At 76.5% G+C, this 12,256-nt stretch carries 13 protein-coding genes; 8 read left to right on the forward strand and 5 right to left on the reverse strand.

Annotation, left to right across the window (positions count from 1 at the left end; translation table 11 throughout):
• Window positions 1-95: 95 nt before the first annotated feature.
• Entirely contained in the window at window positions 96-626 is a 531-nt protein-coding gene (locus CNO22_RS03390) for a response regulator (RefSeq protein ID WP_100497952.1), read from the reverse strand.
• Window positions 627-710: 84 nt separating this feature from the next.
• On the opposite strand from CNO22_RS03390, the gene CNO22_RS27440 reads away from it, so the two are divergent.
• The 5 genes from CNO22_RS27440 to CNO22_RS28770 all read left to right on the forward strand — a co-directional run bounded on the left by CNO22_RS27440 (window position 711) and on the right by CNO22_RS28770 (window position 3,540).
• Window positions 711-887: a hypothetical protein gene (locus CNO22_RS27440; protein WP_157936782.1), complete on the forward strand. Its 177-nt coding sequence runs from the start codon at window positions 711-713 to the stop codon at window positions 885-887.
• Between the two features lie 93 nt (window positions 888-980).
• Entirely contained in the window at window positions 981-2,417 is a 1,437-nt protein-coding gene (locus CNO22_RS03395) for a GuaB1 family IMP dehydrogenase-related protein (RefSeq protein ID WP_100497953.1), read from the forward strand.
• On the forward strand, window positions 2,414-2,761 hold the full coding sequence (locus CNO22_RS03400; protein WP_100497954.1) for a metallopeptidase family protein: 348 nt from the start codon (window positions 2,414-2,416) through the stop codon (window positions 2,759-2,761). The genes CNO22_RS03395 and CNO22_RS03400 overlap by 4 nt, the downstream gene beginning before the upstream one ends.
• 53 nt (window positions 2,762-2,814) lie before the next feature.
• Window positions 2,815-3,144 (forward strand): GroES family chaperonin, encoded by a 330-nt coding sequence (locus tag CNO22_RS03405; protein WP_232806755.1) that lies wholly within the window; start codon window positions 2,815-2,817, stop codon window positions 3,142-3,144.
• 207 nt (window positions 3,145-3,351) lie between these two features.
• The gene (locus CNO22_RS28770) at window positions 3,352-3,540 is read left to right on the forward strand and encodes an MMPL family transporter (RefSeq protein WP_232806756.1); all 189 of its coding nucleotides are present in this window, start codon (window positions 3,352-3,354) and stop codon (window positions 3,538-3,540) included.
• A gap of 106 nt (window positions 3,541-3,646) precedes the next feature.
• On the opposite strand, the gene pheA is transcribed toward CNO22_RS28770, so the two are convergent.
• Window positions 3,647-4,582 (reverse strand): prephenate dehydratase, encoded by a 936-nt coding sequence (gene pheA, locus CNO22_RS03415; protein ID WP_100497955.1) that lies wholly within the window; start codon window positions 4,580-4,582, stop codon window positions 3,647-3,649.
• 114 nt (window positions 4,583-4,696) lie between these two features.
• On the opposite strand from pheA, the gene CNO22_RS03420 reads away from it, so the two are divergent.
• Both CNO22_RS03420 and CNO22_RS03425 read left to right on the forward strand, forming a co-directional pair.
• Window positions 4,697-6,352 (forward strand): GGDEF domain-containing protein, encoded by a 1,656-nt coding sequence (locus CNO22_RS03420; protein WP_100497956.1) that lies wholly within the window; start codon window positions 4,697-4,699, stop codon window positions 6,350-6,352.
• Between the two features lie 104 nt (window positions 6,353-6,456).
• Window positions 6,457-9,180 (forward strand): diguanylate cyclase domain-containing protein, encoded by a 2,724-nt coding sequence (locus tag CNO22_RS03425; RefSeq protein ID WP_232806757.1) that lies wholly within the window; start codon window positions 6,457-6,459, stop codon window positions 9,178-9,180.
• A 46-nt stretch (window positions 9,181-9,226) separates the two neighbouring features.
• On the opposite strand, the gene CNO22_RS03430 is transcribed toward CNO22_RS03425, so the two are convergent.
• Entirely contained in the window at window positions 9,227-9,601 is a 375-nt protein-coding gene (locus CNO22_RS03430; protein WP_100497958.1) for a DUF6157 family protein, read from the reverse strand.
• Window positions 9,602-9,617: 16 nt separating this feature from the next.
• Window positions 9,618-10,097, reverse strand: a complete 480-nt coding sequence (locus tag CNO22_RS03435; protein ID WP_100497959.1) for a VOC family protein — start codon at window positions 10,095-10,097, stop codon at window positions 9,618-9,620.
• Window positions 10,098-10,124: 27 nt separating this feature from the next.
• Between CNO22_RS03435 and CNO22_RS03440 the strand changes: the two genes are divergently transcribed.
• Window positions 10,125-10,967 carry a helix-turn-helix domain-containing protein gene (locus CNO22_RS03440; protein ID WP_100497960.1) on the forward strand — a complete coding sequence of 281 codons (843 nt, stop codon included), beginning with the start codon at window positions 10,125-10,127 and terminating at the stop codon, window positions 10,965-10,967.
• On the opposite strand, the gene CNO22_RS03445 is transcribed toward CNO22_RS03440, so the two are convergent.
• Window positions 10,960-12,063, reverse strand: coding sequence for an MFS transporter (locus CNO22_RS03445; protein WP_100497961.1), 1,104 nt, complete (start codon window positions 12,061-12,063; stop codon window positions 10,960-10,962). The genes CNO22_RS03440 and CNO22_RS03445 overlap by 8 nt on opposite strands.
• Window positions 12,064-12,256: the final 193 nt, after the last annotated feature.

Genomic DNA, 12,256 nt, shown 5'->3' on the forward strand with positions numbered 1-12,256 from the left:
GCCTCCGGCCCCCCACTCCCAGGGACCGACACCGCGGCCAGGAGCCGTCCCCGACCGACGCCGAGCCCGTCCAGCACGCACGCCACGGGCGGCACTCAGGTGGCCGGTCCACCCGGCCCGACACCGGCGAGCAGCTCGGTGACCGCGGCCCGCACCCGGGAGCGCTCCCGGTCCAGGGTGGCCAGCGCGTCGCCCACGGCGAGGGCGACCGGGTCGACGGTCTCCAGGCTGTGGCAGACCTGCGCCAGCGCGGTCGCGCCCAGCGCCGCGCTGCTGCCCTTGAGCCCGTGCGCGAGCCGGGGCACCGAGCCCTCGTCGTCCACCGACCAGGAGGGCCGGTCGGCGGCGGCCACGATGGCGGTGACCGCGTCGTCGAGGGTGGCGAGGTAGCGGGTGTAGAGGTGCGCGAAGGCCTCGTCGCCGAGGTCGCGCAGGTCCTCGACGGTGTCGGGGTCGAGGACCGCCTCCGGCTCCGGTGCCGGGGCGGCCGGCGCGGGGGACGGCGGCAGGACGACCTCGTCCAGGGTGTCCCGCAGCGTGGCCATCCGGATCGGCTTGGTCAGGAACCCGTCGGCGCCGACCTCGAGGAAGGCCGTGCGGTCTGCGGCGAGCACGCTCGCGGTCACCGCGTAGACCCGCGCCTGTCGACGGCCGCCGTCGCGGTCGAGGAGTTCTCCTACGCCCGCTACACGCGCGGCCGGGAGGTCGGCGTGCTGCTGCTCGGCGGGCTGCTGGAGAACGTCGGCTACCGGCAGGTGCACGCCTGGTTCCAGCTGCGCGGGCTGGTCGCCGCCCTCACGCGCCGCACCCCGGTGTGGACGGCGATGCCGCGCACCGGCTTCACCGAGCCCGAGCCGATCACCGTGGAGCCTGCCGCGGCCACCTGATCCGGCGAGATCGCCGATCTCGCCCGGACGCGGGCCCGCGAGCGTGCGAGATCGCCGATCTCGCCCGGCTCCGCGTGCGGGACAATGGCTGTCATGCGTTTCCTGGGTGGCACCCGACCGGCGACCGACCTGACCTACGCCGACGTCTTCATGGTGCCCAACCACAGCACCGTGGGCTCCCGGCTCGAGGTCGACCTGACCACCCCGGACGGCGTGGGGACGACGATCCCGGTCGTCGTCGCCAACATGACCGCGATCTCCGGCCGGCGGATGGCCGAGACCGTGGCGCGCCGCGGCGGGCTGGCCGTGCTGCCGCAGGACATCCCGGTCGACGTGATCGGCGAGGTCGCCGGCTGGCTCAAGACGCGGCACCCGGTCTACGACACGGCGATCACGCTGTCGCCGACGTCCACCGTGGGCGAGGCGCTGTCCCTGCTCACCAAACGGGCGCACGGCATCGTCGTCGTGGTCTCCGACGCCGGCTCCGTGCTCGGCGTCGTCACCGACGGCGCATGCCGGGGCGTGGACCGCTTCACCCAGCTCGCCGAGGTGATGGTCGACGACCCGCTGACGATCCCCGCCGGCACCGACCTGCCCAAGATCTACGACGTGCTCTCCGACGCGCGCGTCGAGGCGGCCCCGGTGGTCGAGGGCGACCGGCTGGTCGGCGTCATCACCCGCAAGGGGGCGCTGCGCTCCGCGATCTACACACCGGCGGTCAACGCGGCCGGGCAGCTGCTGACGTCCGCCGCCGTCGGCATCAACGGCGACGTCGCGGGCAAGGCGCGCGCCTTGCTCGAGGCGGGCGTCGACGTCCTCGTGGTGGACACCGCGCACGGCCACCAGGAGAAGGCGGTCGAGGCGGTGCGCGCGGCGCGCTCGGTGGCGGGCTCCGTGCCGGTCGTCGCCGGCAACGTGGTGACGGCCGAGGGCACCCGCGACCTGGTCGAGGCGGGGGCGGACGTCGTCAAGGTCGGCGTGGGCCCCGGCGCCATGTGCACCACGCGGATGATGACCGGCGTCGGCCGGCCGCAGTTCTCCGCCGTCGAGGAGTGCGCCGCGGCGGCCCGCTCCCTGGGCAAGCACGTGTGGGCCGACGGCGGCGTGCGGCACTCGCGCGACATCGCCCTGGCCCTGGCCGCCGGTGCGGCCAACGTGATGGTCGGCTCCTGGTTCGCCGGCACCTACGAGTCGGCCGGCGACATCCACGACGACGGCTCGGGTCGGCTGTACAAGGAGTCCTTCGGCATGGCCTCGGCCCGCGCGGTCAAGGCCCGGACGGCGACGCAGTCCGGGTTCGACCGTGCGCGAGCCGGCCTGTTCGAGGAGGGCATCTCGTCGTCCCGGATGTACCTGGACCCGGCGCGGCCAGGCGTCGAGGACCTGATCGACGGGATCGTCGCCGGCGTCCGGTCCTCCTGCACCTACGCCGGGGCGCGCACCGTCGACGAGCTGCACGAGCGCGCGGTGCTGGGGGTGCAGAGCGCGGCGGGCTACGAGGAGGGCCGCCCGCTGCCGACCTCCTGGTGAGGCCGCTCCCCCTCCCCGTGTTCGAGGGCCTGGTCGCCGACGCCCTCGACCAGGTGCCGCCGGAGCTGCTGGCGCTGATGGACAACGTCGTCGTCCTGGTGGAGGACCGCAACGAGGAGGAACCCGACCTGCTCGGCCTCTACGAGGGCCACGCGCTGACCGAGCGCGGCTGGGAGTACGGCGGCGCGCTGCCGGACCGGATCATGGTCTACCGCGAGGCCATCTGCGACATCTGCGCGACCGCCGAGGAGGTCGTCGAGGAGGTCACGATCACGGTGGTGCACGAGATCGCGCACCACTTCGGGATAGACGACGACCGGCTGCACGAGCTCGGCTGGTCCTGAGCGGCGGTTTCCGCGGAAATGGCCGGAAGGGGCCCCGCGTACCGTGATCACCCGTGGCTGACGTCAAGGGCAGCGGACTGCCGATCAAGATGCTGCACGACCGCATCCTGGTGTCGCTGCGCAGGGAGGACGGCGAGCGCCGCTCCAGTGGCGGCATCCTCATCCCGGCGACCGCGCAGGTGGCCAAGCGGCTGGTCTGGGGCGAGGCACGCGGCGTCGGGTCGAGCGTGCGCCAGGTGAAGGTCGGCGACCAGGTGCTCTTCTCCCCCGAGGACCAGCACGAGGTCGAGGTGCACGGCGAGGAGCTGATCATCCTGCGCGAGCGCGACGTGCACGCCGTCGCCGCCGAGCGGATCGAGGAAGCGACCGGCCTCTACCTCTGAGGGGTCGCCCGGGGTGTGCACAGCGCTCAGCCGGGAACGGCCCGGGCGTGGCGCACGATCACGTCGATCATCTGCTCGAGGAACCGGCGGACGACGGCCAGTCGCTGCGGCACGGCACGCGGGACGGCGTCCTGCGGGCGCTGGCCGTCACCGGCGGGGTCATCACCAGCGCCGGGCTGGTCCTGGCGGCGACCTTCGGCGCTGTCGGTGCTGCCGCTGCTGTTCCTCGTCCAGCTGGCGTTCCTGGTCGGCTTCGGCGTCCTGCTCGACACCTTCGTCGTCCGCTCGCTCGTGGTGCCCTCGGCGGTGACGCTGCTGGGCGACCGCACCTGGTGGCCCGGCCGGCTGGCGCGCAGGCAGGAGCCCGAACCCGACCGCGAACTCGAACGGGTGTAGCCGACCCACCGGGGCTCCCGGCCGACTGAGCAGTTGCGGTCGACGACACGGCGGGACACGCCGGGCCGAGCAACACCAACTGCGCACTCGGCCGATCCGGGCGCGCTCACACGCGGCCGGCGCGCACCCGCTCGAGCCAGCCGGCGGCCTCGCGGAACGCCGCGTCGGTCGACACCGGGGTCACCGGCTTGTTCTCCCGGCCGTCGGCGCGCGGGTAGGAGCCCAGGAAGCGCAGGTCGTCGCAGACCCGGTGCAGGCCGGAGAGCGCCTCCCCCACCCGGGCGTCGGCGACGTGCCCCTCGCAGTCGAGGGAGAACGAGTAGACGCCCAGCCGCTCGCGGGTCGGCCGCGACTCGATGCGGGTCAGGCTGATGCCGCGGACGGCGAACTCGCCGAGCAGGTCCAGCAGCGCCCCGGTGCGGTCGCCGACGACGGCGACCAGCGAGGTCTTGTCGTTGCCGGTGGGTTCGGGAAGCGGCCCCGGTGGCGCGACCAGCACGAACCGGGTGACGGCGCCGGGGCGGTCGGCGATGTCCTCGGCCAGCGCGGTGAGCCCGTACCGCTCGGCGGCGATCGGCGGGCAGACCGCGGCGTCGTACTGGCCGGCCGCGACCTGCCGGGCGGCCTCGGCGGTCGAGGTGGCCGGCAGCGGGACGACGCCGGGCAGCAGCCGGGCCAGCGAGCCGGCGGTCTGCGCCAGCGCATGCGGGTGGCTGGCCACCGAGCGGACGTCGGCCGGCGTCGTCCCCGGGCGGGCGGCGAGGACGAAGGAGACCGTCAGGAAGACCTCGCGGGTGATCAGCAGCGGGTCGCCGTCGGCCAGGCCGTCCATGGTGGCCGGCACCGAGCCCTCGACCGAGTTCTCCAGGGGCACGAGCGCGGCGTCGGCGTCCCCCGAGCGGACGGCGGCCAGCGCGGCCGGCACCCCGGCGGCGGGCGTCCGCACACCGCCGTCGGCGCCGACGGCGCTGATCAGGGCCGATTCGGTGAAGGTACCCTCGGGGCCGAGATAGGCGTACCGCGTCGGAGGCGTCCCAGGCACCCGACGAGGGTAGTGCGGCCGGGGACGGGCAGATGCCCCGCCCGGGGGGAACCGCCACGCTGGTCACCGACTCGTGGCCGCACAGCGGCCGGACACCGTCGTGGGAGGACATGCGTGACCCCCGGCCCGGAGCGCCTCATCGAGGGTGACCTCGACGATGCGCTCTGGCGTCTGCTGGCCGCGAGCGACCGCGACGACCCCGCCGCCTTCACCGCCGAGCACGACCGCGCCGCCGCGGCGCTGGACGCCGCGACCGACCCGCGCTGGACCGCCTGGCGGCACGCGCTGGCCGCCCGCCGCGGCCTGGTCGACGGCGACCCCGAGGCCGTCGCGGCCGAGGTGTCGGCCGCCCGCGACGCCCTGGGCAGGTGCCTCCCGTGCGCGCACACCGCGCTGACCCTGGCCCACCTGGCCCACGTGGAGGTGGCCGCCGACCACGCCGACACGGGGATGGTGCTGGCCATCGACGCGAGCCTGCTGGCCGAGGCCGCGGCGACCGACGGCCCCTCCCGCGCCCTGCACCAGGCCCACCTGTGGCTCTCGCTGACCCTGGCCGCCCTCGACCTGGAGGAGCTCGCCGTCGCGCACGCGCTGCAGGGCTCCCGGGTGGCGGACGAGCTGTCCGGGGTGCCCGACCGCTGGCGGCTGCTGCAACTGTGCGCCCAGCAGCACGCCGAGCTGGCGCAGACGCTGCACCGCCGCGGGGAGGCCGAGCGCGCCCGCGAGCTGGCCGGGACGGCGATGGAGTGCGCCGAGGCCGCCCGCGCCCTGGACTGGGAGCCCGAGCCCGACGAGCAGGACCTGCTCGACGTCGCCCAGGCGTGGGCCATGGCCGGTCACGGCGAGGCCGCGGACGCCCTCGGCCCGATGCGCCGGGCGCACAAGCGGGTGCACCGGGACGGCGGGACGTGGTTGCGCGGCTACGCCGACCTGGTGCTCGCCCGGCTGCTGGCCCGGCTGGCCCGCGACCGGTCCGGCGGCGGGCACGACGCCGAGGCGACCGACCTGCTCGTCGACGCCGCCGGGGCCTTCGCCGCCTCCGGCGACCGCCGGCGCTACCGGCAGTGCCTGCTGGAGCTGGGCCAGAACACCGCGGCGATGGGCCGCCCGGCCGAGGCGCTGCACTGGCTGGAGGCCTACCGCGCCGACAGCCGCCGGGCGCACGCCCGCAGCCGGGAGCTGTGGGCGGAGATGTTCGTCCGGCGCAGCCGGCTGCGCGAGGCCGAGCGGCAGACCGCGCACCTGCGCCGGGTCGCGCTGGAGGACCCGCTCACCGGCCTGGGCAACCGGCGCAGCGCCGAGCGCCGGCTGGCCGGCATGCGCGTGGGCGCCGAACCGGTGTCGCTGGCCGTGGTCGACATCGACCGGTTCAAGGCGGTCAACGACGACGCGTCCCACTCGCACGGCGACCAGGTGCTGCGCCGGGTCGCCGACCTGCTGCGCGAGCACTGCCGCACCGGCGACGAGGTGTACCGCTGGGCCGGCGACGAGTTCCTCGTCGTCCTGCCGACGGCGACCGAGCCCCAGGCACTGACCGCCGTCGACCGGCTGCGCGCCGCGGTGGCCGACGCCGACTGGGGCGGCCTGCAGCTGTCCGAGCCGGTGACGGTGAGCATCGGCGTGGCCACCGCCCCGGCAGCCGCGGACGAGCCGCTGGGCTGGCGCTCGCTGTTCGACACCGCCGACCTGCACCTGTTCACCGCCAAGCGCGGCGGGCGCAACCGGGTGCGCGCCCACGGCGGCCGGGGCGTCGGCGAGGGCACCCCGTGACGGCGCGGGCCGGGAGGGACGGCTGTGACGGGAGTGTCTCCGACTCCCGGCGTGCCCCCCGTCCGGTGCTCGACTCCATTGACAGCGACAGGCACAGTGCGCTCGTGCCTCCCGGAGCCCTGCACCACCGGGTGACCGCCGCGCTGTCGAACTGGCAGCTCGACGACGCCGAGGAACTGCTGGCCGACGTCGGCACCGACTCCTCCCCCTACGCGGCGCCCACGCCGCGGGACGGCGGCCTCGCCCGCCCGGCCGACCTGGGCCGGGCCTGGGCCGACACGCTGCGCGCCGAGCTGCTCGTGCGTCGACTGCGGAAGGCCGGCTTCACCCTCGTCGGCGACCCCGTCGAGCCCTCGTCCGGACCGGGCGTGGCGGCCCGGCTGGACCTGCACGCCGGCGTGGCCGAGCTGATCGACGGGCCCCCCGCCTCTGAGGACGGCGACCCGCGCGCCTCGCACGCGGCGCTGGCCATCGCGCTGGTGCGCTCGGCCAAGGCGGCCTTCGACGCCACCGAGGACGAGCTGCAGCGCGCCGCCGGCCTGGCCCGGCACGCCCGCATCGAGCTGCTGTCGCGCCGCATCGACGCGGCCATGGACGAGGCGGTGGAGGCGGCCAGCCTGCTCGGCCCCGCGCTGCCGCCGTCCGCCCTGCTGGTGGAGACGCTGACCACCCTCGCCGGCGTGCTCGCCGACCTGGAGCTGATGCCGCTGGCGCTGGACTACCAGCGGCGGGCGCACCAGACCGCGGTAGCCGCGGCCGCCGTCCCCGGCGCGCTGGGGTGGGTGGGGGACGGCGACCCGGTCGGCGACCCCGACGTCCTCGTCGCCCGCGCGGCCAGCGCCCTGGGCGAGCTGTGCGCCGAGCTCGGCGAGGCGCTGCTCGACGACGGCGACCCCGACGCGGCCGCCCCGCACTTCGCCGATGCCCGCGCGCTGGCCGAGGAGGCGCTGGCGCTGCTGCCGCCGGACTCCGCCGAGGCGGTCGTGGCCGCACAGGTGGTGCACGGCTGGGCGCTGGTCGGCCTGGGCGAGCACGCCGCCGCCGTGGGGCCGCTGCGGGCCGCCGTCCGGACCACCGCCACGGGCGACCGCGCGCTGCACGCGACGGCGCTGCTCGCGCTCGGCCGCGCGCTGCGCCGGCAGGGCGACGGCCGCGGCGCCGACGAGCAGCTGGCCCAGGCCCTCGCCACGGCGACCGAGCACGGCCTGCCGCGGCCGCGCCGGGCCGCGCTGCGCGAGCTGTGCACGCTGCACGCCGAGCTGGACGACGCCGGGCGGGCGCTGCCCTACCTGCAGGCCTACCTGGCCGACGAGCTGGACCGGGTCGACGAGCGGCGCACCCGCTGGGTGGAGCTGTTCGGCCGGCGCAAGAGCCTGCTGGAGACCGAGCGGGCGGCCGGGCAGCTGCGCCGGCAGGCCTACGAGGACCCGCTCACCCACCTGCCCAACCGCCGCTACGCCGAGGCCACCCTCGACGGGCTGCTCGGCAGCGGGGCGGCGCCGGCGCTGGCCGTGGTGGACGTCGACCGGTTCAAGGAGGTCAACGACGCCGTCGGTCACGCCGGCGGGGACGACGTCCTGCGCCGGGTGGCCGAGATCCTCGTGGCCGGGTGCCGCGACACCGACGACGTGTGCCGGTGGGCCGGCGACGAGTTCGTCGTCCTGCTCCCCGAGACCACCGCCGAGCAGGCCGAGTTCGCGCTCGAACGCTGCCGCCGCGCGGTCGCCGAGACCGACTGGGCCGCGCTCGGGATGCCGGTGCCGGTGACCATCAGCGTCGGCATCGCCTCGGCCACCCGCGGCGACGACCGGCGCACCCTGTTCGCCGCTGCCGACGGCGTCCTCTACGACGCCAAGCGCAGCGGCCGCGACCGCGTCGTCCGGCTGTCGGCGGTGACCCAGACCCGGGCCGCGGAGAGCCCCCTGGACGCCTTCTCCGGTCCGGCTGGGACTGCTGTGACGGACGGGTCATCCCGGGACGACACGACCCTCGCCGGCTCCCCGGAGCAGGTCCCGCCGGCCCCTAGGGTCCCTGCCGTGCAGCCTTCCCCGCTGACCGAGCCCACCACCGTGACCAGCGGGTTCGCGCCGTTGCTCGTCGAGCCCGCCGATCCGCCGCTGGGCCTGGGCAGCCCCGCCGAGCCGGCCCTGGCCCCCGCACCGCCCCTCGAGCCGCCCGTCCCGCCGGTCGCGCCGACCCGTGGGGCGCCCGCCGAGCCCGACGTCATCTGGGCGCCCGGCCGCAGCACCGAGCAGGTGCTCGCGCTGGTCCGCGAGGCGCGCCGGCAGTTCCCGGACCGGCCTGCGGTCGTCGTCCGGGCGCCCGCCGAGACGCTCGTCGCCCTGGCCAGCGAGCACGACGCCTACACGACGGTCGACGCCGCCTCGATGTCCGCGGCGGTCGGCCCGCTGCCCGAGCCCGTCGGCAGCATCGGCGTGCTGTGCGGGGTCGGCGGTGACCTCGCGGTGGCCGCGGAGGCCGCCTTCGCCGCGCGCGTCACCGGCACTGCTGTGCTGCGGGTGGACGACGTCGGCGGCAGCCGGTTCCGCGCCGGGCTGCCGGGGAACGCGCTGCCCGAGGACGTCGACTGCCTGGTCGTCGTCGCCGGCCTCGACGCCTCGCTGGCCGGGCTGCTCGGCGTGCTCACCGACGTGCCGATCGTCGCCGTCCCGACGTCGACCGGGCAGCCGGGCTCGTTCGGCGGGTTCAGCGCGCTGCTGACGATGCTGAACTCGGCCGCGCCCGGCGTCGTGGTGAGCAACATCGACAACGGCCACGCCGCCGGCGTCTTCGCCGCCCGCATCGCCCGCAGAGCCCACCGCGGCTGACCCCTCCGCGCCTACGCCCGTCTCGACCGCATGGCCCGGAGTTGCGTCAGGCGGGGTCCGCGGAGAGCCTCGCGTACGAGTCCGAGTCGACGGCGTGCAGGGTGATCCGCCCCGCCTCGTCGTAGTGCAGTCCCCAGCCGTGGGTCTTCGGCAGCGGAGAGGCCCGCAGGCACGCCCGGGGCTGGGCGAAGTACTCCGCCCGCAGCCGCTCGAGCTCCTCCCCGTCGACGTCCGTCCGCCCGCGGACGCCCGGGGACGACGCCAGGAGCACGTCCTCCTGCGTCCACCGCCCGGGCTCCGCGACGAGCATGGCGTACTGGACGCCGGCGACCGTCGGGGTGGCGCCGCGCCCGGGCGGGACCACCCCCGTCCGCGCTCGGCAGTCCTCGGCCACGGAGATGAAGGTGTTCGTGTACCCCACGGACGACTCCCTCCTGTCACTGCGCTCCGGACGCCGCCCACTCGGCCAGGCGCCGCTCCTGCTCCTCGGGGCTGACGTCCTCGACCCTCGTCATGATCGCCCAGCGGTGGCCGAACGGGTCATGGATGGAGGCGAACCGGTCGCCGGTGACGAACGTGGCCGGCTCCTCCCGCACCGTGGCGCCCCGCTCGACGGCGCGGGCGAACACCGCGTCGACGTCGGCGACGTAGACGCAGGTGGAGCTGCTCGCCCGATCCGCCTCCTGCCCGGTCGGGGTGGCCAGACCGTAGGCGTCGTTCGGGTCGCCCAGCTGCAGCCGGCCGAGGCCGAGGTCGAGCTCCGCGTGCACGACCGTGCCGTCGGGGCCGTCCATCCGCTGGACGACGGTGGCGCCGAGGACGGCGGCGTAGAAGCGGATCGCCTCGGCCGCGGGAGAGCAGACCAGGAACGGGGTCAGCGTGGTGTAGCCGTCGGGACGGCCGTTCGTGATCGCCATGTCCCCGAGCCTGCCTAGGCTCCGGCCGTGCCGTCTTGGACGAACGCGACAGGTCCGGCGAGCGGCCTCCTGCGGCCGGCCGAGACCGCCCGGGAGACGGGCCTGCGCCGCGACGCCCCGGTGTCCCCCGCGCTGGCCCCGTTCGTGGAGTGGTACTGGTCGGTGCGGTGGGACCGGACCGGCCGACCGCCGCACCGCTCCGAGGTGCTCAGCCACCCGAGCGTGAACCTGTCGGTGGAGTCCGGCTCCGAGCCGCGCTTCGGGCACGCGCTGCCCGCCGTCCTGGTGCACGGCGTCAGCCCGCGTCGCTTCACCATCGACCTCGTCGGGACCGGCCGGGTGACCGCGGCCAAGTTCCGCCCGGGCGGCTGGGTCGCCTTCGGCGGCCGGCTGCCCGGCCGGGCCACGGCGACGCCGCTGGGCTCCGCGCTCGGCCTCGACGCCGCCCGGCTGCTCGACGCGGTGCTCGCCGAGGAGGACGACGACGCCCGTGCGGGGGTGCTCGACGCGACCCTCGCCCCGCTGGCCCCGGACCCGCCCGCGGCGTACCGGGAGATGCTCGCCCTGCTCGAGCGGATGGCCGCCGACCGGTCGCTGGTCCGCGTCGAGCAGGTGGCGGCGCTGGGTGCGATGAGCGTCCGGTCGCTGCAGCGGCTCTTCGCCGGCTACGTCGGGCTGAGCCCCAAGGCGGTGCTCGCCCGGTACCGCCTGCAGGACGCCGCCGCGACCATCGACGCCGGCGGGGTCGGCGACCTCGCGGGCCTGGCGGCGTCCCTGGGCTGGTTCGACCAGGCGCACTTCAGCCGCGACTTCCGGGCGGTGACGGGCACGACCCCCTCGGCCTACCTGCAACGGGCCCGCGTCAGCTGACCGCCGGCCGGCGCAGGCCCGCCGCCACCACGGGGACGACGGCCACGGCGAGCCCCGCCACCGCGACGACGCCGCCCAGCGCCCACGCCGCGAACACCAGCAACCCGGCCAGCTCGACGCCCAGGCCCGCGACCGAGGTGACCGTCGCCCGGCGAGCGCTGTCGATCCGCTCCTGCAGCCGCGCCTCGGCGACGACCAGCACCGCCAGGTACAGCGCGTAGGCGACGGCCACCAGCGCCAGCGCCGCCGGACCGGGGACGACGGCCACCGCCCCGAGCAGTCCGCCGGACAGGAGGAGCAGCACCGACAGCGCGCGGTCGGGCAGCCGGTCGGCCCGGCCGCCCAGCGCGGCGCCGAGCGCCCCGGCCAGCGTGATGCCCAGGACGGCGGCCGGGACGGCGACGGTCGGCACCCCGCGGTCGCCGGCGAGCACCGGGAAGTACTCCTCCACCGCGTCCAGTCCGCCGACCAGCGCGACCGCGAGCACGGTGACCCGCAGCCCGGGGGCGCGGACCGCCTCGGTGACGCCGCCGCGCAGGGTGTCGAGCAGCGAGTCGCCGTCGGGCTCCCGCGGCGGTTCCGGGAAGCGCAGCGCCAGCGCCGCCCAGGTCAGGCACACGGCCGCGCTGGCCCAGCCCACCAGCGGGTAGCCGCCGAGGGCGTAGAGCACGCCGGCTGCGGCCGCCGTCGGCACCTGGACGAGCAGCTCGGCCGACGTCATCACGCCGTTGACCCGGGCGAAGGAGCCCTCGGCACCCACCTCGGCCAGGCCGTCGTGGACGAGGGCCTCCACGGTGCCGGAGACCAGCGCGCCGGCCACGCCCCAGACGACGAAGCCGGCCAGGAAGCCCCCGAACTGCGGTGCGACGGTCCACACGACGAAGGCGCCCGCCTCCAGGAGGCCGCCCGCGACGAGCGCGCCCCGGCGGGACCACCGGTCGGCCAGCGCCCCCGCCGGCACCTCGGTCAGCAGCGCGGTGACCGACCAGGCGGCGAACAGCAGCGAGACCTCGGCGGCCGAGAGCCCGATGTCGAGGAACAGCAACGCGTAGAGCGGGTAGAGCGGTACCAGCTCGGACAGCGCGGTCCAGCCCACCGCCAGGCGCGCGAGCGGCCGGGCGGCGGGCGGCAGGGGCGTCCTGGCCGGGCGTCAACGGAACGGCACGGCGCGGACGGTAGCGCGGGTCACCCGCGCCCGCAGCCGGGTTCCGGACGCCGCTGGGCTAGGCTCTCCGGCCGAGAAGGGGAGTAGCCCCCCGTCCGCTGGTCGACACGCTGGCGCCTCCGGG

It is taken from the genome of Geodermatophilus chilensis, assembly GCF_002802985.1.
GTDB classification, from domain to species: Bacteria; Actinomycetota; Actinomycetes; order Mycobacteriales; family Geodermatophilaceae; genus Geodermatophilus; species Geodermatophilus chilensis.

Bases quoted from the DNA above. Each gene is read 5' to 3' on its own strand.
- CNO22_RS03395 (WP_100497953.1), top strand. From the start codon at position 981: ATGCGTTTCCTGGGTGGCACCCGACCGGCGACCGACCTGACCTACGCC.
- CNO22_RS03435 (WP_100497959.1), bottom strand. From the start codon at position 10,097: ATGGCGATCACGAACGGCCGTCCCGACGGCTACACCACGCTGACCCCG.